Source organism: Aliterella sp. E5.1 (genome assembly GCF_057473825.1).
Genome location: NZ_JBYCCV010000002.1, coordinates 117,305 through 142,796, shown reverse-complemented (window position 1 = coordinate 142,796; position 25,492 = coordinate 117,305). Strand labels below are relative to the sequence as shown.

The 25,492-nt window shown below is 42.8% G+C and carries 28 protein-coding genes, 2 tRNA genes and 4 pseudogenes; 20 read left to right on the top strand and 14 right to left on the bottom strand.

Annotation, left to right across the window (positions count from 1 at the left end):
- Window positions 1-133: 133 nt before the first annotated feature.
- The 6 genes from grxC to grxD all read left to right on the top strand — a co-directional run bounded on the left by grxC (window position 134) and on the right by grxD (window position 3,246).
- Window positions 134-445 carry a glutaredoxin 3 gene (gene grxC / locus AC2VE5_RS01675; protein WP_486886041.1) on the top strand — a complete coding sequence of 104 codons (312 nt, stop codon included), beginning with the start codon at window positions 134-136 and terminating at the stop codon, window positions 443-445.
- A gap of 17 nt (window positions 446-462) precedes the next feature.
- Window positions 463-939, top strand: a complete 477-nt coding sequence (gene tadA / locus AC2VE5_RS01670) for a tRNA adenosine(34) deaminase TadA (protein ID WP_486886068.1) — start codon at window positions 463-465, stop codon at window positions 937-939.
- A 110-nt stretch (window positions 940-1,049) separates the two neighbouring features.
- On the top strand, window positions 1,050-1,766 hold the full coding sequence (locus tag AC2VE5_RS01665) for a lysophospholipid acyltransferase family protein (RefSeq protein ID WP_486886040.1): 717 nt from the start codon (window positions 1,050-1,052) through the stop codon (window positions 1,764-1,766).
- A gap of 157 nt (window positions 1,767-1,923) precedes the next feature.
- On the top strand, window positions 1,924-2,592 hold the full coding sequence (locus AC2VE5_RS01660; protein ID WP_486886039.1) for a hypothetical protein: 669 nt from the start codon (window positions 1,924-1,926) through the stop codon (window positions 2,590-2,592).
- 44 nt (window positions 2,593-2,636) lie between these two features.
- The gene (locus AC2VE5_RS01655) at window positions 2,637-2,876 is read left to right on the top strand and encodes a BolA family protein (protein ID WP_486886038.1); all 240 of its coding nucleotides are present in this window, start codon (window positions 2,637-2,639) and stop codon (window positions 2,874-2,876) included.
- A gap of 46 nt (window positions 2,877-2,922) precedes the next feature.
- Complete coding sequence (gene grxD / locus AC2VE5_RS01650; protein WP_486886037.1) at window positions 2,923-3,246, top strand: Grx4 family monothiol glutaredoxin; 324 nt, start codon at window positions 2,923-2,925, stop codon at window positions 3,244-3,246.
- A 100-nt stretch (window positions 3,247-3,346) separates the two neighbouring features.
- Here grxD and AC2VE5_RS01645 read toward each other — a convergent pair whose 3' ends face one another.
- On the bottom strand, window positions 3,347-3,601 hold the full coding sequence (locus AC2VE5_RS01645) for a DUF6761 family protein (protein WP_486886036.1): 255 nt from the start codon (window positions 3,599-3,601) through the stop codon (window positions 3,347-3,349).
- A 720-nt stretch (window positions 3,602-4,321) separates the two neighbouring features.
- Here AC2VE5_RS01645 and AC2VE5_RS01640 point away from each other — a divergent pair.
- On the top strand, window positions 4,322-5,101 hold the full coding sequence (locus AC2VE5_RS01640) for a response regulator transcription factor (protein ID WP_486886035.1): 780 nt from the start codon (window positions 4,322-4,324) through the stop codon (window positions 5,099-5,101).
- Window positions 5,102-5,163: 62 nt separating this feature from the next.
- A complete protein-coding gene (locus tag AC2VE5_RS01635) occupies window positions 5,164-6,267 on the top strand; it encodes a Gfo/Idh/MocA family protein (RefSeq protein WP_486886067.1) in 1,104 nt (367 codons plus the stop codon).
- Here AC2VE5_RS01635 and AC2VE5_RS01630 read toward each other — a convergent pair.
- From AC2VE5_RS01630 to AC2VE5_RS01615, 4 genes are all read right to left on the bottom strand, one after another.
- Complete coding sequence (locus AC2VE5_RS01630) at window positions 6,257-6,622, bottom strand: ferredoxin thioredoxin reductase catalytic beta subunit (RefSeq protein ID WP_486886034.1); 366 nt, start codon at window positions 6,620-6,622, stop codon at window positions 6,257-6,259. The two genes, AC2VE5_RS01635 and AC2VE5_RS01630, sit on opposite strands and share 11 nt — an antisense overlap.
- A 220-nt stretch (window positions 6,623-6,842) precedes the next feature.
- Window positions 6,843-7,991 (bottom strand): DUF58 domain-containing protein, encoded by a 1,149-nt coding sequence (locus AC2VE5_RS01625; RefSeq protein WP_486886033.1) that lies wholly within the window; start codon window positions 7,989-7,991, stop codon window positions 6,843-6,845.
- Window positions 7,992-8,063: 72 nt separating this feature from the next.
- Window positions 8,064-9,854, bottom strand: coding sequence for a translational GTPase TypA (gene typA, locus AC2VE5_RS01620; RefSeq protein WP_486886032.1), 1,791 nt, complete (start codon window positions 9,852-9,854; stop codon window positions 8,064-8,066).
- A 199-nt stretch (window positions 9,855-10,053) separates the two neighbouring features.
- Window positions 10,054-10,632: a Uma2 family endonuclease gene (locus tag AC2VE5_RS01615; RefSeq protein ID WP_486886031.1), complete on the bottom strand. Its 579-nt coding sequence runs from the start codon at window positions 10,630-10,632 to the stop codon at window positions 10,054-10,056.
- 179 nt (window positions 10,633-10,811) lie between these two features.
- Between AC2VE5_RS01615 and AC2VE5_RS01610 the strand changes: the two are divergent.
- Both AC2VE5_RS01610 and AC2VE5_RS01605 read left to right on the top strand, forming a co-directional pair.
- Window positions 10,812-11,396: pseudogene (locus AC2VE5_RS01610) on the top strand (HD domain-containing protein).
- Window positions 11,397-11,415: 19 nt separating this feature from the next.
- A complete protein-coding gene (locus AC2VE5_RS01605) occupies window positions 11,416-12,492 on the top strand; it encodes an ABC transporter ATP-binding protein (RefSeq protein WP_486886030.1) in 1,077 nt (358 codons plus the stop codon).
- Here AC2VE5_RS01605 and AC2VE5_RS01600 read toward each other — a convergent pair.
- On the bottom strand, window positions 12,489-12,995 hold the full coding sequence (locus AC2VE5_RS01600; protein ID WP_486886029.1) for a GNAT family N-acetyltransferase: 507 nt from the start codon (window positions 12,993-12,995) through the stop codon (window positions 12,489-12,491). The two genes, AC2VE5_RS01605 and AC2VE5_RS01600, sit on opposite strands and share 4 nt — an antisense overlap.
- A 9-nt stretch (window positions 12,996-13,004) precedes the next feature.
- A complete protein-coding gene (gene mtnA, locus AC2VE5_RS01595) occupies window positions 13,005-14,066 on the bottom strand; it encodes an S-methyl-5-thioribose-1-phosphate isomerase (protein WP_486886028.1) in 1,062 nt (353 codons plus the stop codon).
- A gap of 40 nt (window positions 14,067-14,106) precedes the next feature.
- Between mtnA and AC2VE5_RS01590 the strand changes: the two are divergent.
- Window positions 14,107-14,487 (top strand): annotated as a pseudogene (locus AC2VE5_RS01590) (VOC family protein).
- 38 nt (window positions 14,488-14,525) lie between these two features.
- Here AC2VE5_RS01590 and dxs read toward each other — a convergent pair.
- Entirely contained in the window at window positions 14,526-16,430 is a 1,905-nt protein-coding gene (dxs, locus tag AC2VE5_RS01585; protein ID WP_486886066.1) for a 1-deoxy-D-xylulose-5-phosphate synthase, read from the bottom strand.
- A 337-nt stretch (window positions 16,431-16,767) separates the two neighbouring features.
- Between dxs and rpsP the strand changes: the two genes are divergently transcribed.
- The 8 genes and pseudogenes from rpsP to AC2VE5_RS01545 all read left to right on the top strand — a co-directional run bounded on the left by rpsP (window position 16,768) and on the right by AC2VE5_RS01545 (window position 21,906).
- The gene (gene rpsP / locus AC2VE5_RS01580; RefSeq protein ID WP_486886027.1) at window positions 16,768-17,028 is read left to right on the top strand and encodes a 30S ribosomal protein S16; all 261 of its coding nucleotides are present in this window, start codon (window positions 16,768-16,770) and stop codon (window positions 17,026-17,028) included.
- Between the two features lie 13 nt (window positions 17,029-17,041).
- Window positions 17,042-17,464: a KH domain-containing protein gene (locus AC2VE5_RS01575; protein WP_486886026.1), complete on the top strand. Its 423-nt coding sequence runs from the start codon at window positions 17,042-17,044 to the stop codon at window positions 17,462-17,464.
- Window positions 17,465-17,572: 108 nt separating this feature from the next.
- Window positions 17,573-18,526: a PhoH family protein gene (locus AC2VE5_RS01570; protein ID WP_486886025.1), complete on the top strand. Its 954-nt coding sequence runs from the start codon at window positions 17,573-17,575 to the stop codon at window positions 18,524-18,526.
- Window positions 18,527-18,529: 3 nt separating this feature from the next.
- Window positions 18,530-18,937, top strand: a complete 408-nt coding sequence (locus AC2VE5_RS01565) for a ChuX/HutX family heme-like substrate-binding protein (protein ID WP_486886024.1) — start codon at window positions 18,530-18,532, stop codon at window positions 18,935-18,937.
- A gap of 16 nt (window positions 18,938-18,953) precedes the next feature.
- Window positions 18,954-19,666, top strand: a pseudogene (locus AC2VE5_RS01560) (DUF6816 family protein).
- Window positions 19,667-19,798: 132 nt separating this feature from the next.
- Window positions 19,799-21,616, top strand: a complete 1,818-nt coding sequence (locus AC2VE5_RS01555; RefSeq protein ID WP_486886023.1) for an ABC transporter ATP-binding protein — start codon at window positions 19,799-19,801, stop codon at window positions 21,614-21,616.
- 90 nt (window positions 21,617-21,706) lie between these two features.
- A tRNA-Tyr gene (locus AC2VE5_RS01550) sits at window positions 21,707-21,787 on the top strand.
- A gap of 47 nt (window positions 21,788-21,834) precedes the next feature.
- Window positions 21,835-21,906: transfer RNA gene (locus AC2VE5_RS01545), tRNA-Thr, on the top strand.
- Window positions 21,907-22,094: 188 nt separating this feature from the next.
- Here the strand turns inward: AC2VE5_RS01545 and AC2VE5_RS01540 are convergent.
- The 4 genes and pseudogenes from AC2VE5_RS01540 to AC2VE5_RS01525 form a co-directional block, all read right to left on the bottom strand.
- Window positions 22,095-22,220: a hypothetical protein gene (locus AC2VE5_RS01540; protein ID WP_486886022.1), complete on the bottom strand. Its 126-nt coding sequence runs from the start codon at window positions 22,218-22,220 to the stop codon at window positions 22,095-22,097.
- A 162-nt stretch (window positions 22,221-22,382) separates the two neighbouring features.
- Window positions 22,383-22,547, bottom strand: a pseudogene (locus AC2VE5_RS01535) (CHAT domain-containing protein); the annotation flags it as partial.
- A gap of 4 nt (window positions 22,548-22,551) precedes the next feature.
- Window positions 22,552-23,325 (bottom strand): CHAT domain-containing protein, encoded by a 774-nt coding sequence (locus AC2VE5_RS01530; RefSeq protein ID WP_486886021.1) that lies wholly within the window; start codon window positions 23,323-23,325, stop codon window positions 22,552-22,554.
- Window positions 23,231-23,503, bottom strand: a complete 273-nt coding sequence (locus AC2VE5_RS01525; protein WP_486886020.1) for a hypothetical protein — start codon at window positions 23,501-23,503, stop codon at window positions 23,231-23,233. Before AC2VE5_RS01525 ends, AC2VE5_RS01530 begins: the two co-directional genes overlap by 95 nt.
- Between AC2VE5_RS01525 and AC2VE5_RS01520 the strand changes: the two genes are divergently transcribed.
- Window positions 23,502-23,630: a hypothetical protein gene (locus AC2VE5_RS01520; protein WP_486886019.1), complete on the top strand. Its 129-nt coding sequence runs from the start codon at window positions 23,502-23,504 to the stop codon at window positions 23,628-23,630. The two genes, AC2VE5_RS01525 and AC2VE5_RS01520, sit on opposite strands and share 2 nt — an antisense overlap.
- Window positions 23,631-24,069: 439 nt before the next feature.
- On the opposite strand, the gene ychF is transcribed toward AC2VE5_RS01520, so the two are convergent.
- Together ychF and AC2VE5_RS01510 are read right to left on the bottom strand one after the other, a co-directional pair.
- Entirely contained in the window at window positions 24,070-25,161 is a 1,092-nt protein-coding gene (gene ychF / locus AC2VE5_RS01515) for a redox-regulated ATPase YchF (protein ID WP_486886018.1), read from the bottom strand.
- Between the two features lie 107 nt (window positions 25,162-25,268).
- Window positions 25,269-25,469 (bottom strand): hypothetical protein, encoded by a 201-nt coding sequence (locus AC2VE5_RS01510; RefSeq protein WP_486886017.1) that lies wholly within the window; start codon window positions 25,467-25,469, stop codon window positions 25,269-25,271.
- Between the last annotated feature and the right edge of the window lie 23 nt (window positions 25,470-25,492).

The following is a 25,492-nucleotide window of genomic DNA, read 5'->3' as shown; positions in this document are numbered from 1 at the left end:
CCAAAGCGCGGATACCACTAATAAAAAGTATTAACTCAAGGAGTGTTAAGTTTTACTGCTAAATTAATTTGCTTCTAGTAAAAGGCGATCGCTTTTAAAATCTAGATATGTGTATTATTCACTAATTAAAACAATGTTAGATTTTCTTAACCCAGTCCTCAACCGCCATCCCGAACGCATCAAAGCCAATGTAGAAATCTATACTTGGCAAACTTGCCCTTACTGTATCCGAGCAAAATTGCTGCTGTGGTGGAAGGGTGTCAACTTCACTGAGTACAAAATTGATGGCGATGAGTCTGCTAGAACCTCCATGGCAGAACGTGCCAACGGCAAGCGCAGCGTCCCGCAGATATTTATTAATAACCAACACACAGGAGGCTGTGACGATCTCCATAAGCTAGACAAACAAGGTCAGTTAGATCTAATGCTTGCTCAAAGCGCTTAAAAAAAGTGGATAGTCAAATTGCCCCGCCTTACGAGCAACATAAATATTGGATGCAACGGGCGGTTTTGCTAGCACAACAGGCAGGCGATGCCGGAGAGGTCCCTGTCGGGGCGATCGTCGTCGATCGCCACAACGAGTTGATATCTGAGGCACAAAACTATCGAGAGCGCCACAATGACCCCACAGCCCACGCAGAAGTTGTTGCTTTGCGCTTGGCTGGTCAATGTTTGCAAACTTGGCATCTCAACGATTGCACGCTTTATGTCACGTTAGAGCCATGCCCAATGTGTGCGGGTGCTATTATCCAGGCACGGGTTAAATTGCTAGTCTATGGTGCTGACGATCCCAAAACTGGCGCTGTCCGTACGGTTAGCAATATTCCCGATAGCCCTTGCTCTTATCATCGACTGGCGGTGTTGGGGGGCATTTTAGAATCTAATTGTCGCCAGCAATTGCAAGCATGGTTTGCTCAAAAAAGAATAAGTAATAGGTAACAATTCTCAATTTTTCTAGGATGACGCTAGTGAAAGTGTCCTCATCGAACAAGACAATTACTATTAGAAAATTTACGTTTGGATTAATCTAGTTTAAGCCCGCAGCCATCATGATGACGCAAATGGAACCACAATCTATTGACACTCCCAACCTTAGCAATGAAGAAGTTGCTCTTTCTGCGCCAATTAGTTCCAGAGTTTCGCCTTGGCTAGCACCATTAGCGTATTTTTTGGGGTGTCGAATTGTTTTACCGTTGCATTTTGGCAAAATTGTGACTTCTGGACAAGAAAATTTGCCAATGACAGGTCCTGTTATTCTTGCGCCTACTCATCGTTCTCGCTGGGATGCGATGATGATCCCGGCGGTAACTGGTCGCACCGTAACCGGGCGAGATTTAACTTTTATGGTGTCGGAGAACGAAGCATCAGGTCTTCAAGGTTGGTTTGTCCGCCGCTTGGGTGGTTTTCCTGTCAACACTAACCGTCCATCAATTCGCACTTTGCGTCATGGCGTTGAGGTACTTCTACAACAAGAAATGCTGGTCATGTTTCCTGAAGGTAATATTTTCCGCGATGGCTCCGTTCATCCCCTCAAGCCAGGACTTGCTCGTTTAGCTTTGAGTGCAGAAACTACTCATCCTGGCTTAGGGGTGCAAATTGTCCCAATTGGAATTAAATACAGTCAAGAGTATCCTCAATGGGGTTGTGATGTGTGGATTCGCATCGGCGCTCCCCTCAAAGTGGCAAATTACGATCGCGGTTCGGTCAAGCAAAGTGCTAAACAATTAACTATTGATTTGGAAAATACACTCAAAACTTTGATTTGAGGTTATGCGCCAATCTAAAAGGAACCAATTACTCATTCATTAAGTCTACGTCTTGGAAACTTTGAACGGGGAAAGCAAATTTGGTAAAAACACCAATGAGAGTTAAGATACCCAAAGTTTTAATTAGTTCGATGTTCTCTTTGTACCCAGTTACGCCATGATATTTGCTGGAACTATTCGCTTTTTGCCTCGCTACACCTATCTAACGTTTTTATCGTCGGTATTAGTTTTGATTACTCTAGTACCAGCTAACGCTCAAAGTGCGAAACCACAGCAACCGAACAACCCTAATCAAACCCAACCAATCGATCCTGCTAGCCCAAATGTTCTTAGTCCCGATACTCAAAATAACAGCGTATTGAGCGTACAAGGAGGACAGCGTTTGATGAACGAAGCTAGTAGTGCGGTTTCTGCTCAAAATTATACTTTGGCTACCAAAAAACTCCAAGATGCTCGTCAGGTTTTCAATCAAGTATCAAATTTTTATCAAGAATTAGCTACTAGCTTTTCTGGTATTGATAATCGTCTTGCTGACAGCCAGCGCAAAAAAGCCTTAGATACTGCCCAAATGCGGGATGATGCAACCTATCAACTAGCTTTAGTGCATCGGGCGCAAAATCAGCCTGAACTCGCTGTACCTTTATTAGTTCAAATTATCCGCAGTCAAAACCCTACAAGAGACTTAGGTAAAAAAGCTTATCAACAGTTATTTGAGCTAGGGTTTGTAGATGCTCCTTTTCCCACCAGTGGCGGTGCTGGCACTCAAGGTACAAGTGGTGGTGCTAGCGGTCAAGGTAGCAGCCCTGCAAATCCACCCAAGAAGTAGTTAAATTAGAAAGTAATTGAGCAGCAATATATTAAGGAACCGTGATGATTAGCCCGCAGCAAGTTGAGGAAATGATTAAGGTAAGTCTTTCCGATGCTCAAGTACAAGTACAAGACTTGAAAGGCAGTGGCGATCACTATCAAGTTACTGTTGTTTCATCCCAATTTGTGGGTAAAGGGCTTGTGCAACAACACCAGCTAATTTATCAGGCTTTGGATCGGGCAATGTCCTCTGAAGCTATCCACGCTTTGGCAATAAAAACTTCTATCCCCCAAGCTTCATAGCTTAGAATTGAACTAATTTAGCCCTCTACAGCATAACAACAAAATTATGACTCCAGAATTGCAAACAAAAATTGATAATTTGGTCAAGCAAAACAAAATTGTAGTCTTCATGAAAGGCTCTAAATTGATGCCCCAATGTGGATTCTCCAACAATGTCGTACAAATTTTGAGTACGCTAGGAGTACCGTTTGAAACAGTTGATATTTTGGCAGATAACGAAATACGCCAGGGCATTAAAGAATACTCCAACTGGCCTACAATTCCCCAAGTTTATGTCAGTGGTGAATTTATCGGCGGCTCGGATATTTTAATTGAGATGTACCAAAAAGGTGATTTGCAGCAGATGGTAGAAGTTGCTCTAGCTTCTTAAAGGATATATCTACTGCATTTTAAAAATCCCCAAGACTATTTGAGTCTTGGGGATTTTCTGTTAGTTAAAAATTTATTATGAATTTTGCCTAAGTGACCCTTTAATAATAATCCGACTCCGCTTCAGTTTGTGGTAGAGGTGTTTCAAAATTAAATGGATCGTAAAGAAAGCGGGTAGCATCTTCTTCTAAACGATGAATTAGATAAGGTTCAATTGCTTGAGTTTGGCGCAAAGCTGCTAAATATCCGTCTAAAAATAGGCGCAAATCGTCAGAGCGATAACCTCTTTGCCATAATTCAACTAAGGCATCGGTTAATCTTTGATAAAAGCGAATAGTTTGAGTATCTTGTAACATAACTAAAAACTAAATAAGGGGATATTGATTGGTACATAAGTGGAGGTAAAAATCCGATCGTTTCTAGATTTGATTTTTCTATATTAATGGCAATTGATACTATTAATTAACCATTAAATTGGTTTATGGGTAAAGCAACCAACCAACAAAAGTAAAAACATTAATCGCAGGGATTAAACAGGAACTAGCGCGATCCCCAGCTACTTAATTACATTGTAATCAAATAAATCTACTTATAAAATATATCTATGGAGCTAGTCTTAGCTTAATTAGAAGCTACTCCTAAGAAATACAAATTTTGGAAAAAACAATTAAGACGAGTGGATCAGACAGTAGAAGCGGCGCTCGGCTACTCCTCTCAAGCCAAATATAACTGATTTGATAGCTTATACTGGTGTTCTCGTTGGGTTTTTGCTGCTAATAACAAAAAACTCTTACAAAGCATAGTCGTTATGACTGTGCTTTGCAAAACATCCTTATTTGCCCATAAATGCATAAATTATTAGCTATGTTCTCTTTTGGGTAGGTAGAAAATACCTACCTGAAAAAAATACAGTGCTTTGGTTAAGTGCGGCTTAAATTACCAAAGCTGAAATATTTTTAATAACGTTGTTAGTTATTTGCTTTTATAATCCAGCATTACCCAGAGTAGCAATGGTTACAAAACCCAGCTATTAGCTTTGTTATGTTGATTAATGAAAGCGCAAAGGAATATTAACAGTGGGTTTGGTTGCAATTGAAATTGTTGAAGGTAATCCGCATCTGCGAAGTCTTTTGAGTTGGCACTTGCAACAAGTAGGCTACCGAATGTATCAAGCGGCCAACCTCGCACAAGGTAGAGAAATATTTTTAACTCAGCAACCAACTTTAGTAATTCTTGATTCCGATCTGCCGGATGGCGACGGTGTAGAATTTTGTCGCTGGTTGCAGTTACAGCAACAACCATTAGTTTTGATGCTGTCAGCGCGAAATACTGAACCTGATATAGTTACAGGTTTGCAAGCAGGCGCTGATGACTACTTAACCAAACCTTTTGGAATGCAAGAGTTTATGGCAAGAGTGGACGCAATACTACGGCGCAAGCGTACTCCTGTCGCTCCAGCTTATCTAGATTATGGTGCTTTGCAAATCGATTTAATCCAGCGTCGCGTCCGCTTTCAAGGCGAATTTATAGATTTAACGCCTCAAGAATTTAGCTTATTGTATGTATTAGCGCAAGCTAGTGGTGAAGCCCTAAGTCGTTCAGAATTACTCCGCCGCGCTTGGCCCGATGCGATCGATAACCCGCGTACTATTGATACCCATGTTTTATCTCTACGCAAAAAGATTGAAGTTGATGCTAGAGCGCCAAGTCTAGTTCAAACTGTGCGGAATGTCGGCTATCGCTTCAATATAGAAATGATTGATAATAAAAGTCCTTCCCCCTCCGAAGTGAAATATCAACTTACAACTACTCACTTTAGAAATCTTCAACCTGCGGCGGTAAGAAATCAGCGCTAAACTTGTGTTTTTGAGGTGTCGGCAGTTCAAAATATAGATTGTCCTTATACTCACGTCAATCTATGCGATCGCCAATTAATGTAGCTGTAGTCGGTACGGGATTTGGTCAAAAAGTTCATATTCCTGGCTTGCAAGCACACCCACGCACTCAAGTTGTAGCAGTTTACAATCAAGATGGGGCTAAAGCTCGATCAATTGCCCAAACTTACAACATTCCTTATCCCTGCACCAGTTTGGATGAAATTTTTGCCCGCAAAGAAGTCCAAGCTGTTAGCATTTCTACGCCGCCATTTTTGCACTATGAAATGGCGAAAACTGTATTGCAAGCTGGAAAACATTTATTACTAGAAAAACCGACCGCATTATCTGCTTTTGAAGCACGAGAATTATATAACATCGCCTCAAAACAAAATGTTGTTGCTGCGTTAGATTTTGAATTTCGGTTTGTCCCTGCGTGGCAGTATTTAGCCGAACTTCTCGCCGCAGGTTACACCGGACAACAGCGTTTAATTAAAATAGATTGGTTAGTTCCAAGCCGCGCCGATGCTACAAAGCCTTGGAATTGGTACGCTCGTAAAGATTTGGGGGGAGGTGCGTTGGGGGCGTTGGGTTCCCATACTTTTGATTATATTAGTTGGCTATTTGGGGATGTAGAGCGATTGTGCGCCCATTTAAGCACCGCCGTGAATCTGCGCCCCGATAGCAATGGGGAAATGAAACCTGTAGATGCTGACGATAGCTGTATGCTGATGCTAGAACTAGCTAACGGCAATCCTTGCCAAGTAAATATTAGTGCCTGTACTTATCAAGGGCGGGGACATTGGGTGGAAGTATATGGCGATCGCGGTACGTTAGTATTAGGCAGCAATAATCAAAAAGATTACGTGCATGGTTTTCATGTGTGGGCAAGCTTAGCTGGAGAACCCTTAACGGAAATGGAAATTCCCCAGCGTCTAGCTTTTGAGCAAACCTATACCGATGGGCGAATTGCCCCTTTTATTCGAGTAGTAGACAACTGGGTGCAAGGAATCGATCGTGGTATTGCCCTAACGCCCTCGTTAAGAGAAGGAGTTTACAGCCAGCTATTGATGGATCTTGCTCATCAATCCCACCAGACTCGCCGTTGGGTAGACGTACCAAAATTGGCTGATTTTCTTAGCCCATAGTTTCTCTAACAGTTTTGATTTCCTCTAAGGGTATGTCTTGCTTCTCGCCCGCAAAGTCATTATCTGGAGTGAGAAATAGCATACAATGACACTCTTTGCGCTCTCTCATAGGTACACAAGGGCAATTCCAAAAGGTTGCGTGTACTTCAGCTTCTTTATCTTCATAATGACGACAAGGACATAAAGGTGCGCCCAAATCGTTTTTGTGTTTGGCAAGTCCTTCTATAACTACCGCCGTTACTGAAGGTTCGGCACAAAAATAAGTTCCTGTACGTTTGGCGTAGGTTTGGGAAAACTGCCACATTGCTTCTAAGTTTTTATCGGTAGATAGTTTTGAGTTTTCTTGAGAATCCATAGTAAAGACGCTTAGGAGATAAGATTTGCTATTTTTGCATTTTAGCTTAGAGGCTGTTTGAAAAGGTATGGTCTATAAATTGCTATACTGTACAAATCCCTCTTAGCTTCGCTAAAAAAGGGAGAGGAAGGCTTAAGCCCTTCTTCTTAAAGGGAAGCCAATTATTACCAATTAACCAAACTACTTTCTAAACATTCTTTAAGAAACAAACCCAAGCTAGTCAAATTAAGGGTTTTTGTAGCTGTAGTTGTAGCGATTGCTCTGCTTGAATTGTTAGCCCTGGCAATTGCCGATTTTCTAAGTTAGAAGTTTTAGAGCTATTTTGCCATAATACCCAGCGACTACCAGGAGGCAGCGCCTTCAATGTCTGTGGGTTTTCACTCAACCAAATTAGAGCATGGCGTGGCAAATTGTTGCCTGTAGCTTCTTCTTGGGCGTTTGTTGCGGCTAAAGTTTCTAAAACAAGGCGATCGCCTGTAATTAAGCCTGTACTCGCCGTCCACAATTTTACATTCAACTGTTGCCTGACTGCATAAAAATACAAAGAAGCCGCCGTCGTTACCGCTTGTTCAAAATTATCAATTTGCCAAGCCGCCGCACTATCTAAGCAAATAATTATTTCTTGTCCGCTCGTAATTACTTCTAATTCCCGGACTCTAAGTTCGCCATAACGGGCGCTTGTTCGCCAATGAATCAAACGAGTCGGATCGCCCATGCGGTAAGGGCGCAAACTGCGGGTAATGCCAGAAGTGGATGACTGGAAACGCTTTTGACTATCTGCTTGCAACTTGTCTTCAAGCCCAATTTCATCGATTAAGGGACAATGAGTTAGGGTAAATACCGATGGATAGACGATCGCTTTAGCTACAGAAATGCGATCGCGACGACACCAAAATAATCCCAGAGGTGCAGCAGTCCGAAGCAGCACTGTTTGCCATTGATACACACCCCGGCGCGTTGTTGGCAAGTCGTAAACCCAACGATAGGAAGTTTTAGGGGCAATTTCTTCTATGGCTATTTTGACGGGCTTTCCGAGAACAAAAGGTAAAATATCTTGGACTTGCAATAAAGTCTTTGGTTGAGATGTTTGATTATGTATTTCTAGTTCAATAGTTAAGTTATTCCCTGCACTTACAGGTTGAATAGACTGACGGCTAATATTAATGCCGTTTAGAGAGCGTTTTGGTAAGGCGATCGCTATCCCCAAAATCGCAAAACTCAAGCCACTAATTACATACAGCCACCCTGCCATAGTATTAATTGCTGCACCAAAAAAGCATATTGCTACCCCCGCCAATACCCAACCACTATAATCCGGTTTGACAGCGTGAGTTTCTAACCAGTTAGTGCAACGATTGGCAATACTCATGCGCAATTATAATTACATACTACAAAGGTGGGCGTTGACCCACCTTTTATAGACTACCAGCTTACTTAGAATTTATCTTCTAACTAGCTTTTTACTTACCTTCCGCAAACGAATAGATTTAGGGGTTACTTCCACTAATTCTTCCGGTCCAATGTACTCTAAAGCTCTTTCTAGGCTCATATCCAAGGGTGCTTGTAACTGTACCAATTCATCACTACCCGCCGCGCGATGGTTAGTTAACTGTTTAGTTTTGCAAATGTTTAGTTCTAAGTCTTGAGGACGATTGTGTTCGCCGACAATCATTCCTTTGTAGACTTTTGTACTAGGGTGAATAAAAAACATTCCTCGATCTTCAGCATTTTTCATTGCATAGAAAGTCGAAACACCTTCTTCAAAGGAAATCAACACGCCGTTGCGTCGAGCTTCAATATCGCCAGACAGGGGACGATAATCTAGAAAGCTGTGGTTCATGATTCCATCACCGCGAGTTAGGCGCATAAATTCGCCTCTAAAACCAACTAAACCACGAGCGGGAATTACAAATTCTAGCTGAGTACGTCCGTTACCACCTACTTGCATATCTTGCATTTCGCCTTTACGCTGTCCTAGGCGTTCGATGCAACTACCTACTCCGTCTTCTGGTACGTCTAATACCAAGCATTCGTAAGGTTCGCAAGGTTGTCCATTAACTTCGCGGTAAATAACTTGTGGCTGAGATACTTGAAACTCATAACCTTCACGGCGCATGGTTTCAATAAGAATGCCTAAGTGCAATTCTCCTCTACCGCAGACAAGAAACTTGTCTGGGGAATCAGTTTCTTCCACGCGCAAAGCAACGTTTGTTTCTAATTCTCTAAATAAGCGATCGCGTACTTGTCTTGAAGTGACTAACTTGCCTTCTTGTCCAGCAAAGGGCGAATCGTTGACAGAGAAGGTCATCTGTAACGTTGGCTCATCCACTTTAATTAAAGGTAAAGCTTGGGGTTCGTTGGGACAAGTAATGGTTTCGCCAATATTTGCTTCAGCAAAACCTGCTACAGCAACAATATTTCCAGCGCTGGCTTCTTCTAAATCAATACGCTTTAATCCTTCAAAGCCCATCAATTTGCTGATTTTGCCTTTAACAATTGCTCCAGATTCCACAATTAATGCTGCTTGCTGTCCAGAGCGAATTGTGCCATTGTGAATTTTGCCAATCACAATTCGTCCTAGATAGTCAGAATAATCTAGAGTTGTTACTTGCAACTGCAAAGGCTTATTTACATCGCCGACGGGTGGCGGTACGTGGCGCAAAATTGCCTCAAATAGCGGCTGCATATCCACTGATTCATGTTCTAAATCGTCTTTGGCGTAGCCTGCAAGTCCCGACGCGAATAAGTAAGGAAAATCGCATTGGTCGTCATCTGCGCCTAGTTCCAAGAATAAATCTAATACTTTATCAACAGAGCCGTGGGGGTTGGCTTGGGGTCTATCGATTTTGTTGACTACTACAATCGGGCGTAGTCCTTTCTCTAGAGCTTTTTTCAGTACAAAGCGAGTTTGAGGCATGGGACCTTCGTTGGCATCTACAATCAAGATGCAACCATCTACCATACCCAATACGCGCTCGACTTCTCCACCAAAATCAGCGTGTCCGGGGGTATCAACAATATTAACTAAAGTTTCTTTGTAGCGAACGGCGGTATTTTTAGACAAAATTGTAATGCCCCGCTCTCTTTCTAGGGCGTTGGAGTCCATGACGCAATCAGGGACTTCTTCCCCTTCTCGAAATATGCCAGACTGTCGTAGCAAAGCATCAACGAGTGTCGTTTTGCCGTGATCGACGTGAGCGATAATAGCAACGTTGCGAATGGGGAGCGTCATAAAATAAGGACTAAGAACTTAGTTTCTATAAGGGCTGGTGTTCTTTAACAGAGTTCCTACCAAAATCATCTATCTGTAAAGAATCCTTAATGATTGTAGCTTGTTTACTCGCAAAACAGCCATTTTATTTAGTGATCGCCTTCTAACCCAAGCCGCCGTCAGTAATAAACTTTCTAATTTTGCTTTAGCAGCGCTTCATTTAAAGTAAAGACTTCAACGGTAGAGTAAAGCCAGGTACAACATCTTCACCACTCAATATTGCTGTAGCTGGGTACTGAGTAATTGATAAGTCACTTTTGCGATAGACAAAGGCTTGCTGATTTTGGCGATCTATTAACCAGCCAAGTTTTACACCATTTGCAATATATTCCTGCATTTTGGCTTGAAGCTGGGACAAGCTATCAGTTTTAGAACGAATCTCAATAGCTAAATCGGGAGCTAAGTCCAAAAAGCGATCTTCTCCTTCATCCCAACCTGGCGGTAAACGATCTTTGGCAACAAAAGCTGCATCAGGCGATCGTACGGCACTATTTGCTAACCTAAAACCCGCACTAGAACTAAAAACTTCACCTAGATTGTTACTTTCTACCCAAGCTAGGAGATAAGCGCCTGCTTTTAATTCTCTATTACTAGAAATTCCACCAGTTGGGGGCATAGTTACGAGTGTACCATCAGCATTACGTTCAAATCGCAGTTCTGGATTTGCTGAACTCATCAGCATCAGTTCGTCATCGGTAATAACAGATATTGGCTGTAACTCTACCTGTGCGCTATTCATAACGATGCTTCAGTAATGATACACCTTCAATTATAAGAGCGTGTCAGTTTTATCTTACATTTTTAAATATGTCAGTTTTATCTTACATCCTAAGAGGATTAAGTGTGGTCGTAGCGGTGAGAAATCCTCAATTATAAATTGCTCTGCTATGTTGAGTTTATTTAGGACAACTGCCAACAATGCTTTCAGAACGCTTTACCGAAGCTTTAACTTATGCAACGCATCTCCACGCCAAGCAAATTCGTAAAGGTTCGGGAGTTCCTTACATTGCTCACTTATTGGGTGTTGCTAGTATTGCTTTAGAATATGGAGCTAATGAGGAGGAAGCGATCGCAGCTTTGCTTCATGATGCGATAGAAGACCAAGGGGGAGACGTTAAGCGCCAAGAAATTCGCCGCCCTTTTGGAGACACAATTACAGATATTGTTAATGGTTGTACAGATAGCAAAACTATCCCAAAACCACCTTGGAGAGAACGCAAAGAAGCTTATATTGCTCATATTTCTAGCGCTTCCCCATCTGTAATTATTAGTTTCATCCGCAGATAAGTTGTACAATGCGCGTTCAATTTTGCAAGATTACCGCGTAGTCGGCGAAGAAATTTGGCAACGATTTACAGGCGGAAAAATCGGCACTCTTTGGTACTATCGAGTGCTAGTTGAGGCATTTCGCCGAGTAAAATAACGCCATTAGTTGCAGAATTAGAACGGGTGGTTGTAGAGCTAGAACAGTTGGTAGCCGTAGCAAACCAAGTAAAATCTTGATACTTTACAATATTGCAAAATGGCAAACGTGCGACTGGAAGGGATTAAGCGCAGATTTAACAACGTTACGGCAATTGAAGACATTACGTTTACAGTTCCCGACGGGCAATTTTGGGTATTAGTTGGACCATCGGGTTGCGGTAAGTCTACAGTATTAAGGACGATCGCGGGATTAGAATCTGCTACCGAGGGAAATCTATATATTGGCGATACTTTAGTTAATAATATTCCGGCAAGAGCGCGGGATGTAGCAATGGTTTTTCAAAACTACGCTTTGTATCCGCACATGACGGTAGCCGAAAATATTGGCTTTGGTTTGCAGATGCGAAAAGCCGATCCTAAAACGATTCGCGAGCGCGTGAAGGTAGTAGCAAAAAGTCTTTCTTTAGAACACTTGCTAGAACGTAAGCCAAAACAACTTTCTGGCGGACAACAACAAAGAGTAGCATTAGGGAGAGCGATCGCACGTCAACCCCAGGTATTTTTATTAGATGAACCTTTATCTAATTTAGATGCTCAGTTAAGAGACGATACGCGGGTAGAACTGAAGCAGTTGCATCAACAGCTAGGGATTACAACTATTTATGTTACCCACGATCAAACCGAGGCGATGACATTAGGAGATCGCATTGTGGTACTAAATAACGGCAAAATTCAGCAAATTGGCGCACCACAAAGTATTTATGCAAAACCTGCAAACCGAATGGTGGCGACTTTTTTAGGCAATCCACCTATGAACATTATTCCAGCAATTTATACAAATAATAGTTTTAAAGTTGGCAGTCAATTTTTAGCTTGTCCAACGAGTATTAGAGCAACATTACACCCTGTTGAGGGACAAGGATTTGATTTGGGGATTCGTCCTGAAAGTATTAATATCAAACAATCGGCTGAAGATGGATTAATTGTAGAGGTAAAGGTAGTAGAACCTTTGGGGAGAGAGACATTAATTCGTTCTGAGATAGCAGGGGTGCAAATAAATGTCCAAGTGGGTAAAGATATGCGATCGCAACCGGGCGATCGCATATCTTTAGAATTGGACCTAGACCAATTATTTGTATTCGATCCAACTACGGGTAATTCGTTATATCCTTAAACTCCCAGAAAAGCTGGTGGATAAATAACTTTGCCTTTCTGAGTATCGTAATAGCTATTTAGTGTCTTAACCATAAAAAACTCCTCTGGTACTGGAAAGGGAGACTCGATACCGTAGCAAACCGATGGTTTAAAGCCAAAGCGGGTATAAAACTGAGGGTGTCCCAAAATGATCGCTATAAATTCTCCCATTGCATCTGCTCTTGCCAAACCTTCTCGTACTAAAGCGCTACCGATACCTTGTTTTTGAAACTGCGATCGCACTGCTAGAGGAGCTAAACCAAGAACTTTGTAAGTCACTTCATTTACTAAGTCTATATAGCTAAATAAAATGTAACCGATAATAAAGCCATCAACTTCGGCGACTAGGGAAAGATTGGGAATATAGCGATCGCTCTTACGAATTTCCTGCACTAGACGAACTTCATTATCCTGCTCAAATGCTTGCAGAATGGTTTCAGAAATCGCTGGATAGTCTGATGGCTGTTCGGAGCGGATTTTCATTGATCTTCGTTAAACCATTTGTTTTTGATGTAGCTGTGCGTGTAACTGACTGGGAGCAAAGGCTCCGTGTTCGGTAATAATGGCTGTAATTAAGTCAGCAGGAGTAACATCAAAGGCGGGATTGTAAAAGTCTGCGCCTTCGGGGGTAATAATTGTTTCTCCTATTTGATAAATTTCTACAGGATCGCGTTCTTCAATGGGGATTTCGCTTCCGGTCGCTAGTTGAAAATCAATCGTAGACAAAGGTGCAGCCACAAAAAAAGGTACGTTGTGAGCTTTAGCAATTAAAGCCAGACTGTAAGTACCGATTTTATTTGCCGTATCTCCATTAGCTGCAATGCGATCGGCTCCTACTACGACCGCATCAATCATTTTGCGCTGCATACAGTGCGCTGCCATACCATCCGTTATCACTGTGACGGGGATACCTTCAGTTACACATTCCCAAGCGGTGAGCTTTGCTCCTTGGAGACGAGGGCGGGTTTCGTCGGCGTATAATCTTGTCAAACGTCCTTCACGCCAAGCAGAACGCACTACACCTAATGCTGTACCGTAACCAGCCGTTGCCAAAGCTCCAGCATTGCAATGAGTAAGCAAATTTAATTTATCGGGGTTAGCGGGTAAAGCCTCTAAACCATAGTCGCCGATCGCATTACAAGTTTGCAAGTCTTCGGAATTTATTATCTGAGCGGTTTTGAGGAGAATTTGTTTAATTTCTTCTACAGAGCCAATGCTTTCGTAGGCTGTTCTCAGCATTCGGGAGATCGCCCAAAATAAGTTTACCGCCGTCGGACGAGTGGAACGCAATAATTGAGCAACTTCTTCTAACCGCGTCAAAAAGTAATCTCGATCTTGGGTGTTAATTTTCCTTGCTCCCAAATACATCCCATAAGCCGCCGCCACTCCAATTGCTGGCGCACCTCGGACAATCATAGTTTTAATAGCCTGCGCCATATCATCGCTGCGATGAATTTCTACTAGGGAGTATTCGTTAGGAAGGCGAGTTTGATCGATGAGCCATACCGCGTCTTCAGACCAAATAACCGGATAAACTTGTGTATTTTGAGTCATTATAAAATTATTTGTAATGTGCTGAGTAACATGAACGTTCATGCAGGTTAATAGAATTGACCATCCTGTGCTTACTGTTCGCAATATTGATACTACTTGTGATTTTTACTCGCGTGTTCTTGGGATGCAAGTAGTGACTTTTGGTAGCGATCGCAAAGCATGACAATTTGGCAATCAGAAAATCAACCTTCATCCAGTAGAAAAAGAATTTGAGCCAAAAGCTCTCAATCCTATCCCTGGTTCGGCAGACATTTGTTTTATAACAGAAATTCCGCTCTATTGAGTAATAGATTGGATTAAATTTTGTGGCATTGAATTGGTAGAAAACACCGTACAAAGAACAGGAGCCGTAGGTGTTACTAAATCTATTTCCATCCGCGATCCTGATGGTAATTTGCTCGAAATCGCTAATTATATTTAATTATAGGGCAAGCAATGCTCGCCCTACACTTTTAAGAATTAAACAACCGATGGCTGCTTGCTGAAAAAAGCATTTAGTATCTGTTCTGCCATTTGCGGAGTTGTTAAACTCAAAGCTGCTTTAGATTCGTCTGGCTCGGCATGATCGACTAATATATCAGGCACTCCCAACCGCTTGACTGGGACAACTACATCCGCATCTAGCAATGCTTCTGCCACCGCTGTACCAAAACCGCCAATTAGACAGCCTTCTTCTAACGTAACCACGCGCCCAATTTGTTTAGCTAAGGGTAGAATCAATTCGGTATCCAATGGTTTAGCAAACCTCGCATTTACTACCGTTGCTTCAATACCGTGTTCGCTCAAGATTTCAGCTACCTGCATTGCGGGGTAAACCATCGACCCAAAACCAACCAGCAAAACATCATCGCCATGCCGCAGAAGTTCGCCCTTTCCTATAGGTAATGCTTCCCAGCCTTCTTCCATCAAAGGTACGCCATAGCCGTTACCTCTGGGATAACGCATAGCAATGGGTCCCTCGGTATGCTCTATGCCTGTAACAATCATCTTCTGAAGCTCCGCTTCGTCTTTAGGAGCCATCAATACCATATTAGGCAAGCAACGCAAGTAAGCAATATCGTACATTCCTTGATGGGTAGGACCATCCGCGCCGACAATTCCGGCTCTATCTAAGCAGAAAAAGACTGGCAAGTTTTGAATGCAAACATCGTGAACAATTTGGTCGTAGCCGCGTTGCAAGAAAGTAGAATAGATCGCTACCACTGGGCGCATTCCTTCGCAAGCCAAACCCGCCGCTAAGGTGACGGCGTGTTGTTCGGCAATACCCACATCGATGTATTGATTGGGTAACTTGGCTTGTAACTTATCTAAGCCCGTACCTGTCGCCATCGCCGCAGTGATACCGATAATTTTGGGGTTATCTTCCGCTAGTTTGACTAAGGCGTGAGCAAATACTTTTGAGTAGCCGGGGGGTTTTGGTTTGCCAGACGGGTTAGCTTTGCCACTGGTAAGATTAAACGGCGACTGAGCATGGTAGCCTACTTGATCTTGCTCGGCGATCGCATATCCTTTACCTTTGACTGTAGATACATGAACAATTACAGGTCCCGTATGCTGGTGTGCTTGCTGGAATGTCGCAATTAATTCTTCTAAATTGTGACCGTCCACGGGTCCCATGTAAGTAAAGCCAAGTTCTTCAAAAACTGCGCCTACTTTGGGTACAGCTAAACGCTTCATGCCTTCTCTAAGTCGTCCTAGTTCTGGAGAGAGCGAATCGCCAACAAAAGGCAGTTGCTTGACTTGTTCTTTGATATTGTCAGAAATAAACTGCACCGGAGGGCTGAGGCGCATTTTATTGAGGTGACGAGAAATTGCCCCGACGTTGGGAGAAATTGACATTTCATTGTCATTTAACACTACAAGCAAATTAGTTTTGGGCAAGTGTCCCGCATGGTTAATTGCTTCTAATGCCATCCCGCCAGTTAGCGCGCCATCGCCAATTACAGCAACCGTTTTAAACTTTTCGCCCTTCGCGTCTCTCGCTAGTGCCATACCTAGAGCGGCAGAAATGCTTGTAGAGGCGTGTCCTGCCCCAAAATGGTCAAATTTGCTTTCACCGCGCTTGAGGTAGCCTGCAACCCCGTCTTTTTGTCGGAGCGTGTCAAAGCGATCGTAGCGCCCGGTAATTAGTTTGTGTGGATAGGCTTGATGACCAACATCCCAAATGACTTTATCGCAATCTAGATCCAATGTCTGGTAAAGCGCCAGCGTCAGTTCTACCACACCCAAACCCGGACCGAGATGTCCACCGCTTGTTGCTACAGTTTGCAAATGCTTTTCTCTAATTTCACTAGCAATTTGCTGCAATTGGCGGATGGATAAACCGTGCAACTGGTTTGGATGGGTGATGTCACTCAGGTGCATATGGGGGGTACTCTCGCTGATTTTATCTGTTGCGATCGCGCCATTGAACTTTATCCACAAAAATTTGGATAAGGTCGCCGGGGCGATTGTATTTCCACCTTTCACTCTAGACCTTTTTGAATCTGGCAAGCAACTCTCAATTACCCGAAATAACCATCTATACCGCTCTGCGATTAGTAAAATGCTTTTTACAAAATTTTATTAATATTCAGTAACGACTCTAGGTTGCCCAAGGGCGACATTTTAGAGCAGTCCAGAACAGATGTCGGATAAATCCGACAAAGTAGTGATAAAATAGGAAGTTCATTAAATAAATCCAGCAAAATTACCCCCGAACATGGTCAAACTGCGATTAAAGCGCTTTGGGAAGAAACGCGAAGCAAGCTACCGCATAGTAGCAATAAATAGCCGCGATCGCCGAGATGGTCGTCCTTTAGAAGAACTAGGCTTTTATAATCCCCGCACTGATGAAGTAAAATTAGACGTTCCGGGAATTATTCGTCGTCTCCAACAAGGCGCTCAACCATCGGAAACCGTGCGTAGTATCTTACGCAAAGCTAATGTTTTTGAACAAATCAGTGCTACAACCGCTCAATAATATTTCAACAACAATGCCCGACTATCCTGGCTTGGTGCGCTTCCTCATCGAGCCATTTTTAGAATCCGCCGACTCTTTGAGTATCGATTGCGAAACTTCAGAAACTGCTGCCAAAGTCTGGATTCGCGTCGCCTTTGAAGGAGAAGACAAGGGGCGAGTTTTTGGTCGCGGCGGACGCAATATTCAAGCAATTAAAGCTGTAGTAGCGGCGGCGGCGACTTATGCTGGGCATTCGGCGTATTTAGACGTTTATGGTAGCCAAAGCTCTAATTCTTTTGACGGAGAGCAAATAGATCGGGAAGCTCCTCCAAGAGCTAGAGAAGCACAGCGCGAACCTCGCCAGGGGGAGGATTACCTCAAGCAGACTCCGCGTGAAAATGTCCCCAAACCTGCACTTAAGCTGCGCCCCCGCTTAAATTTGGATAGCGACAGCTAAACAAAAAAGATTAGCGGTTAGCTTGAACCTTCTTCAAAATTTGGCAGCTAATCGCTAATAGCCCTTAAGCTGATTAGCAAGTAAAACTTCTTTATAATAAAAATATTTATGGCAGAAGCATCGACGATTCAACTGCCGACTAAGGAAAGTGCGATCGCCTTATCTGGAGAACGGGAAGAAAATCTGAAAGCGATCGCCCAGCAAACCGGAGCAATACTGGTACTGCACGGGCAAGAATTGTATATTTCAGGAACCGAGCAGCAAGTTGAATTGAGTCGGAAATTGGTGCGGAGTCTAGAATACTTATGGATTAAAGGTAAAAGTATCTCCCAAACAGATATATCGACAGCTAAGCAAGCTTTGGATACTGAGCGTCAAGACGAATTACAAGACTTGCAGCGCGATATTGTCGCAAAAACCCGCAAGGGTGAAGAAATCCGAGCTAAAACTTTTCGCCAAAGGCAATATATCCGCGCTCTCAACCATAACGATTTAATTTTTTGCTCTGGTCCTGCGGGTACGGGTAAAACTTTTCTAGCTGTAGTTGTTGCCGTGCAAGCACTTCTTGCCAACAAGTACGAACGAATTATTTTAACTCGTCCGGCGGTGGAGGCGGGAGAAAAACTCGGCTTTTTGCCTGGAGACTTGCAACAAAAAGTTAACCCCTATCTGCGTCCGCTTTACGATGCGATCAATGAATTCATCGACCCTGAGAAAGTCCCAAGTTTGATGGAACGGGGCGTAATTGAGGTTGCACCTTTAGCTTATATGCGCGGTCGTACTCTCAATAATGCTTTTGTAATTGTAGACGAAGCCCAAAATACTACACCCGCACAAATGAAAATGGTGCTGACTCGTTTAGGTTATCGTTCGCGGATGGTAGTGACGGGAGATATGACGCAGACAGATTTACCTTTAAATCAACAGTCAGGATTAGCAGTGTCTTTAAAAATCTTACAAAATGTCGAAGGGATTGCCTTTTGTGAATTTTCCCAAAAAGATGTTGTCCGTCATCCTTTAGTACAAAAAATCGTCGCTGCTTACGAACTATACGAGAAATAATTTATGAGTGCTACTTTAAAAGAATTTTTGGAACAGTGCGAAAGGCTCTCAACTTTGCGACTAATTGTAACTAGCAGCGCGGCGGTGTTAGAAGCTCGCGGGAAGCTTGCGAAGCTTTTTTATGCAGAATTGCCCAAGGGTAAGTATGCAAATATGCACACTGAAGGTTTTGAATTTCATTTGAATATGGACGAAATTGTGCAGGTGAAGTTTGAGACGGGTGAGGCGAAGCGGGGGAACTTTACTACTTACGCGATTCGGCTATTGGATAAAGAAGGAAAATCGGCACTCAGTCTGTTTCTGCAATGGGGCAAGCCTGGGGAGTACGAAAACGGTCAGGTAGAGGCTTGGCAGGCTCTTAGACAGAAGTATGGGGATGTGTGGGAACCCGAACCTGTAGGCGAACTATAACGAGGCGTAGAGGTAATTGAGAGGCTTTTGGTGTTTGGTTTTGGTGGTGTTTTTTTGGAGTGGAGTAGCGCAGGCGGGACAGTTAGGCGATCGCCTTGCTAGTTTTCCGCGTTGGCAAAAGCTTACAGTACAGCCGCCTTCGGGGGATCTTATTTATCCTGGATGGCGGGTACTTGGAATGTAACGAGTACGTTAGTCGATGTAGCTGCGCCTTTAGCGCCTGATGTCGTTACCCCTGGTTTTGAAAGCAATCGCCGTAGTCTAAATGTACCTATAAGCTTTACGGTGCGATTTGTCCAGGACGCTTCGCAAAAATTAGTTGCAGATAGAGCTTTTAATGGCTTGAATCTAGCACGAGCTTATTTGGGTAACTCTGTTATGGCTGTTAAAGTCGATCCAACGTTTCCAAATAAGCAAATTACGCTGCTAAAGAGCGATCGCACTCTCATTTCTCTGGTGACTGGACGCGCTACGGAATCTTCGCAGAATAACGAATTTATAACTACTGAGGTATTTCAGCAGCTATTTAAAGGTGGTTCGCGACCTTACTTTAATGAGGTCGAAAGCACTACGGCTTATCAGTATTTAGATAATTCGACTATTGAAGCCGATCAAGTTACGGCGGTTTATCTGTCTCCTCAAGATCCGGATTACTTTAAGGCAAATTCTCAACCTGTAGCTTTGTACCGCTACCGTTTAGAATTTGCGCCTATCAATGTCTCCCCATAGTAGGATGCTTATTTTGAGTACTTATTTCTAGAATCCTTCTTGTCGCATTGCTGCAAAGAGCAAAATTATATGTTACATTTGTAGTGTATCCACTACAAATGCAGCCACGCTCAAAGTGTCGGCTTAGAAACCATGGCGACGTTTAAAGATATTGTTAATTACTATAAGCCGTATCATGCGATCGCAATTTTTAGTATTACGGCAGCTAGTATCTTTGAAATTGTCGATCTAGTTGTACCTTACGCAATTGGGCAGATTTTAAACGTATTGTCGCGCCAGAGGTTGGACAAACCCGTCCAAAGTGCGATCGCGTTTTTATCACAAATTACCCAACTACCGCAAAACCAGTTACTAAGTTTAGGATTTTTATTAGGCGTAATCTTTCTAGTTACAGTAGTTAGAGCGCCAATACAAGTTTGGACTACTTTGTGGTTTCATTGGGATATTGCTTTGCGAAGTCGTCAAAATCAAGCGCTGAAAACTGTAGAGAAAATCCTAACTTTACCTTTAGAATTTTACGATGAAAATAACCCCGGACGCATCGCCGGAAGAATTGCCAGAGGCTTAGAAAATCATACTTATACTTATCCAGAAATTGCCGGACAACTAATACCCAAGCTATTTAGAGTCTTGGGTATTTTTATCATGATTTTGTTGATTGAGTGGCGAATTGCTTTATTGTTTTTCATTTCATTTATCGTTATTCTTAGCATTAGTCTAAGAGACTTGAAGCAATTGATGGAACAAGAACGGCATTTAGATAGGTATATGGAAAATACTCAAAGCCGGACTTCGGAAATTGTCACCAACATCAAAACAGTTAAAGCCTTTGCTACAGAAGCTTTGGAACTCAAACGCCAACGCCAGCGATTAGATCGGGAATTTAAAGTAGTTGACTACCGCATTCATTTGGGATACATCAAGCTATCTACTTGGCAAAAAACAATTATTCAGTTCTGCGTGTTTGCAGTCCTAGGTTTAACACTGGCGGCGACTTTCCAGGGTGAAATTTCCCTTGGGCATTTTGTAACTACTTTAACTATCTCTAGCATGGCTTATGCAGAGATGGAACCCATTAACAACTTAGCGGAAATTTTCGCCCGTCGTTATGCTTCAATGCTGCGATTTCATGAATTTATGCAGCAGCCAACGGGGGTTGATGCGGCGAGTCTAATTGTATCTTCTGCAACCGATAAGGTGTATCGCTTTACTGGCAAGTTGGAGTTAGCTAATGTTAGTTTTGGCTACGATGCGGAAAGACCTGTTTTACAAAACATCAATCTATTAATTGAACCCAATCAAACAGTAGCTTTGGTTGGGCGTTCGGGTTCGGGTAAATCTACGCTAGTAAAGCTGCTATTTCGCTATTTTGAGCCAAATAGCGGTCAAATATTGATTGATGGTCAAGATATTCGTAACTTAGATGTTGCCAATTATCGCCGCAGACTAGCAATTGTGCATCAAGAAGTAGATGTTTTTAACGGTACTTTGCTCGATAATCTTACTTATGGCGATCGCAATGCTAGTTTTGAGCAGGTACAAGAAGCTTGTAGAATTGCTAGAGTTGATGAAGTTATTGCCCAGTTACCTGAAGGCTACTACACCGTTGTGGGCGAACGCGGTGTAAGGCTGTCGGGAGGGCAAAGGCAAAGATTAGGCATTGCGCGGAGTTTATTAGTTAATCCAGATATTTTAATATTTGATGAAGCGACATCTAGTTTAGATTACGAGTCTGAGCGCTCGATTCAGTTAGCTATGCGCTCAATTTTGGGTACGCGCACTACAATTATCATTGCTCACCGTCTCAGTACCGTGCGGGAGGCAGATAAGATTGTTGTTTTAGATCGCGGTAAAATTGCTGAAGTTGGTACTCATGCTCAGTTATTGCGCCATCAAGGTATTTACCGCCGCTTGCACGCGCTGCAAGAAACGGGCGAACTTTTGACTTAATAATGAGCGGCAAGATCGTTTGCCGCTTATGTTTAAAAATACTTGTAGCATTTAAAAAAACGTGCTATGATTATAAATCGTGGATCACATGGGTCGATGTCCGAGTGGTTAATGGAGACGGACTGTAAATCCGTTGCGAAAGCTACGCTGGTTCAAATCCAGCTCGGCCCATTTAAAAAAATCTAGATTTGCGATCGCCAAATCATTAAATTTGATTTGCCCGTGTAGCTCAGTGGTAGAGCACTTCATTGGTAATGAAGAGGTCATGAGTTCAACTCTCATCATGGGCTTAGTAAAAAAAACCAGTATATAGCAAGCTTTTGAGGCTTAAGAAGCAAACCTTAAACTTGTATAATGAATCTCTTGCTCACTGCTTTTTGTTTTTTTGATGATCGTTTGATGATCAAAAACTATCCAATTTTAGGGTAGAGTAGAGCAACTAAGTTTGTTAATCAAAATATACAGCAGCTTAAAAGCTCTAAGGGAAGTGTTGTTTTAGATTCGTTACGGGGTCGGTTGCGGCTGCGGTTGCCTCGTCACTTGTTTGATGGCAAGCAAACTTACTTAAGCCATTGAATACCGGAAACCCTACCAAACCCGTCATACTTTTGTAACTATGGCACTAGAAGCCGATGTCAGCATTCCCCAAATTGCTCGATGGGTTGGTAACTCCCCTCAAGTAATTATGGATTGCTACGCAGGTAAGATTAGAAAAGTTGCAGTACCTGAGTTGTAAGTAAGTTCAACACTTATCATCGGCTTAAGGTCAATTCCAATTGCCGACTAAAGTATAAGCAGACCAAAAGTAAGGATGGGTGAGTTTAAGGTTAGTGCTACCTAAGTTCGGCGGTAATGCTACACTTTGCCCATTGGATAATAAAATGCGATCGCCTTCTAGCTTCACTAAACCTTGCAGCAAAGAAAGCTGGGCTTGTCTAAGAGCTTCGCTGCGAGTGAGAGCAGTTTTTAGTTGGGAATAAAATTCGGCCGTAGCGTTGCGCTTGAGTTAAAGATTTAAGTTTGTTGAGTGTAAATTCTTCATCTAAAAATTCCGTGCCTTGCGACCAAAGTTTTTGAGCTACTTTCGAGATTTCTACTGCTACGGCGGGTAAAGGTACTTGCCCAGAGGTACTTTTAGAAATACCCATTGCCAGCAAAGTTGTTTGGCGCAAATCGCTGTAGCTAGTATCGGTCATACCAAAACTGGGTATTAGAGCAATACTATACTTTTCAATCAAAAACTGCTTGCCATCGTGGAGAGCGGCAAGGGGAATTAAGCGCAAATGATTGTCGGCGGAGATAATTAGAGTTTGGACTTTATTTGCCTGCAATTCTGGTTCCAAAGGAGCAATCAGCAACTGGTGCAATTTTTGGGCAGACGGCAAGTAGCTAGTAGTGCCAGTTTTGCGCGGATTTGTGACTTCAGTACGAAATTCTTGGGCTAATTTTTGAATGTCCTCCGCATTGGCGCGTAAAGTGATGCGGCGCACGGGTAAAGGATCGGAGTTTTTAGTGGCATTTTTACGCGGTAGCACTAGCACTAAATCCAACTGATCTTTGAGGGTGACACAATAACTTAGAGCAGGTTTTTCTTTGGTTTTTTGGGAAATAATATTATATAACTCTTGAGAAACTTCTCTTATGGTAGGGGTTTTCGGCGGCGGTAAATCTAGTTGTTGGGCAGTAAGCTTTTGTCTGTCGTTCTTCAAATAACGTAGCAGCTTGCTCAGTAGGGGCGGTGCGAAAGGTTTTTTCAAAGGTAGAGCGATCAATTAGGGTTAGATTGCTGGTTTGATTGGGACTAGCGGCGGTTTGCCGAACTAGGATAAACGCCCCCGCAATTTGACAAATGCGATCGCCAGAGCGGTAATAAGTAGTTGTAACCATGCCTGCAAATACGCCATCCGATTGCAAAGAACCATTAAAAGTATCTGTAATTGTGCCTACTTGGTTAGCATCAGATGGGGCAGGTTCGCCAGAAGTGCGATCGCTTACAGTAAATCCTTCCCCTTGAAGCTTGCTATCTTGAATACTAAATTGCGAGACGTTTTGCCCCGTACCATCACGCAGAATACCACCATCTTGATACAGGGGACGTTGGATATCTTCAAAGGAACCATTAACTACACAGCGCCCGCCAGTGTAAGCAAAGTTAGGTCTTTTTAGTATTTAAGCAATGCCTTTGTATTTGAGAGTCTGTGCGATCGCAATTTGTGGTACAAACCCCAAAATATTAACAAGATAGCTGCACTCAACCTACCCAACTTCAGCATATAAAAACCTTGCAAGTGCGATCGCATAAATCAAAATTTCTCTCAAGAGGCTTAGCCCTGCTACATCTCTATACCACCTTCCATTTTTATGTAGCTAACAAACTTAGGGGTAACAACACTCCTTTTACAGAGTGTCGAAGACTATGAATTATTCAGTAGTTTAGGCGATAAAGGCTAATTTTAAACATTGAATCTAAATAGCAATACATCGCCTTCTTGGACAACATACTCTTTGCCTTCACTGCGAACTAAACCTTTTTCTTTTGCTGCACCCATCGATTTAGTTGCTACTAAATCTTTGTAAGCTACAGTTTCCGCCCGAATAAAACCCCGCTCAAAATCCGAGTGTATTACTCCGGCAGCTTGGGGTGCAAACATCCCCGCGTTGATAGTCCAAGCGCGAGTTTCTTTTGGTCCGGCGGTAAAATAGGTACGCAGTCCTAGAAGCTCGTAAGTTGCCCGAATTAAAGATTTTAAACCGCCTTCTTCTACACCTAATGAGTTAAGGAAATCTGTTCTGTCTTCGGCGGGTAATTCGACTAATTCTGCTTCTACTTGCGCCGAAACTATCACTACTTGAGCATTTTCTTGAGCAGCAATTTTTCTTACTTCTTCTACCCACTTATTACCCGTTGCTAGTTCTTCCTCTGATACATTAGCGGCGTATACAATCGGTTTATTAGTTAGCAATCCTAAGTCTTTAATTGCTTCTAATTCTTCCTCAGTTAAGCCGATTTGACGCGCGGGTTTGCCTTCATTTAAAGCGGCGCTCACTTTTTCTAATACTACTAATTCTGCCTGTGCATCTTTACTTGATCGCGCTTGCTTGCGAGTGCGATCACTTTTACGCTCAATTTGGTCTAAATCTGCTAAAGACAACTCTAAATTGATGATTTCAATGTCTCTGTTTGGATCTACCGAGCCTGCAACGTGAATAATATCATCGTTATCAAAACACCGCACTACATGAACGATCGCATCTACTTCGCGGATATGGGACAAAAATTTATTACCCAATCCCTCACCTTGACTTGCGCCTTTGACTAACCCTGCAATATCAACAAACTCTATCCGTGTCGGGACAATTTGCTCGGATTTGGAGATATCTGCTAAAACTTGTAATCGCTCATCTGGCACAGATACAACCCCTACATTTGGTTCGATTGTGCAGAATGGGAAGTTGGCAGCTTCCGCCTTGGCATTGGCAACCAATGCGTTAAATAAGGTAGATTTTCCGACGTTAGGTAGTCCAACAATTCCGGCTCTGAGCATAATACTTTTTCTTTGGCTTTACTATTGCCAGGATATCAAAAGTACAAGCTACTATTATTTTGCGCGATCGCACTATGCCGAAAACTAAGAAGTGCGATCGCGCAGTTTTAAACTGGTGTAGGAATTGTTTGGGGAATTGGCGCGGGTACTGGTTGCGGAATTGGCGCGGGTACGGGTTCAGGTACTGGTGAGGGCATGGGTTGCGGAACAGGACTCGGTACGGGTTCGGGAGATGGTTGGGGGATGGGTTCTGGTAGGGGTGGCTGGGGGTTTGGTTCGGGTAATGGACCAGGATTTGGATAAATCATAATTAACCTAATAAGTTATTCCA

Bases quoted from the DNA above. Each gene is read 5' to 3' on its own strand.
- AC2VE5_RS01665 (WP_486886040.1), top strand. From the start codon at position 1,050: ATGATGACGCAAATGGAACCACAATCTATTGACACTCCCAACCTTAGC.
- AC2VE5_RS01645 (WP_486886036.1), bottom strand. From the start codon at position 3,601: ATGTTACAAGATACTCAAACTATTCGCTTTTATCAAAGATTAACCGAT.
- AC2VE5_RS01605 (WP_486886030.1), top strand. From the start codon at position 11,416: ATGGCAAACGTGCGACTGGAAGGGATTAAGCGCAGATTTAACAACGTT.
- AC2VE5_RS01520 (WP_486886019.1), top strand. From the start codon at position 23,502: ATGCCTGCAAATACGCCATCCGATTGCAAAGAACCATTAAAAGTATCT.
- AC2VE5_RS01660 (WP_486886039.1), top strand. From the start codon at position 1,924: ATGATATTTGCTGGAACTATTCGCTTTTTGCCTCGCTACACCTATCTA.
- AC2VE5_RS01655 (WP_486886038.1), top strand. From the start codon at position 2,637: ATGATTAGCCCGCAGCAAGTTGAGGAAATGATTAAGGTAAGTCTTTCC.
- AC2VE5_RS01635 (WP_486886067.1), top strand. From the start codon at position 5,164: ATGCGATCGCCAATTAATGTAGCTGTAGTCGGTACGGGATTTGGTCAA.
- dxs (WP_486886066.1), bottom strand. From the start codon at position 16,430: ATGCACCTGAGTGACATCACCCATCCAAACCAGTTGCACGGTTTATCC.
- AC2VE5_RS01630 (WP_486886034.1), bottom strand. From the start codon at position 6,622: ATGGATTCTCAAGAAAACTCAAAACTATCTACCGATAAAAACTTAGAA.
- AC2VE5_RS01555 (WP_486886023.1), top strand. From the start codon at position 19,799: ATGGCGACGTTTAAAGATATTGTTAATTACTATAAGCCGTATCATGCG.
- AC2VE5_RS01615 (WP_486886031.1), bottom strand. From the start codon at position 10,632: ATGAATAGCGCACAGGTAGAGTTACAGCCAATATCTGTTATTACCGAT.
- grxD (WP_486886037.1), top strand. From the start codon at position 2,923: ATGACTCCAGAATTGCAAACAAAAATTGATAATTTGGTCAAGCAAAAC.
- AC2VE5_RS01570 (WP_486886025.1), top strand. From the start codon at position 17,573: ATGGCAGAAGCATCGACGATTCAACTGCCGACTAAGGAAAGTGCGATC.
- mtnA (WP_486886028.1), bottom strand. From the start codon at position 14,066: ATGACTCAAAATACACAAGTTTATCCGGTTATTTGGTCTGAAGACGCG.
- typA (WP_486886032.1), bottom strand. From the start codon at position 9,854: ATGACGCTCCCCATTCGCAACGTTGCTATTATCGCTCACGTCGATCAC.
- AC2VE5_RS01600 (WP_486886029.1), bottom strand. From the start codon at position 12,995: ATGAAAATCCGCTCCGAACAGCCATCAGACTATCCAGCGATTTCTGAA.
- rpsP (WP_486886027.1), top strand. From the start codon at position 16,768: ATGGTCAAACTGCGATTAAAGCGCTTTGGGAAGAAACGCGAAGCAAGC.
- AC2VE5_RS01540 (WP_486886022.1), bottom strand. From the start codon at position 22,220: ATGACGGGTTTGGTAGGGTTTCCGGTATTCAATGGCTTAAGTAAGTTT.
- AC2VE5_RS01625 (WP_486886033.1), bottom strand. From the start codon at position 7,991: ATGAGTATTGCCAATCGTTGCACTAACTGGTTAGAAACTCACGCTGTC.
- AC2VE5_RS01575 (WP_486886026.1), top strand. From the start codon at position 17,042: ATGCCCGACTATCCTGGCTTGGTGCGCTTCCTCATCGAGCCATTTTTA.
- AC2VE5_RS01565 (WP_486886024.1), top strand. From the start codon at position 18,530: ATGAGTGCTACTTTAAAAGAATTTTTGGAACAGTGCGAAAGGCTCTCA.
- grxC (WP_486886041.1), top strand. From the start codon at position 134: ATGTTAGATTTTCTTAACCCAGTCCTCAACCGCCATCCCGAACGCATC.
- AC2VE5_RS01510 (WP_486886017.1), bottom strand. From the start codon at position 25,469: ATGATTTATCCAAATCCTGGTCCATTACCCGAACCAAACCCCCAGCCA.
- AC2VE5_RS01525 (WP_486886020.1), bottom strand. From the start codon at position 23,503: ATGGTTACAACTACTTATTACCGCTCTGGCGATCGCATTTGTCAAATT.
- ychF (WP_486886018.1), bottom strand. From the start codon at position 25,161: ATGCTCAGAGCCGGAATTGTTGGACTACCTAACGTCGGAAAATCTACC.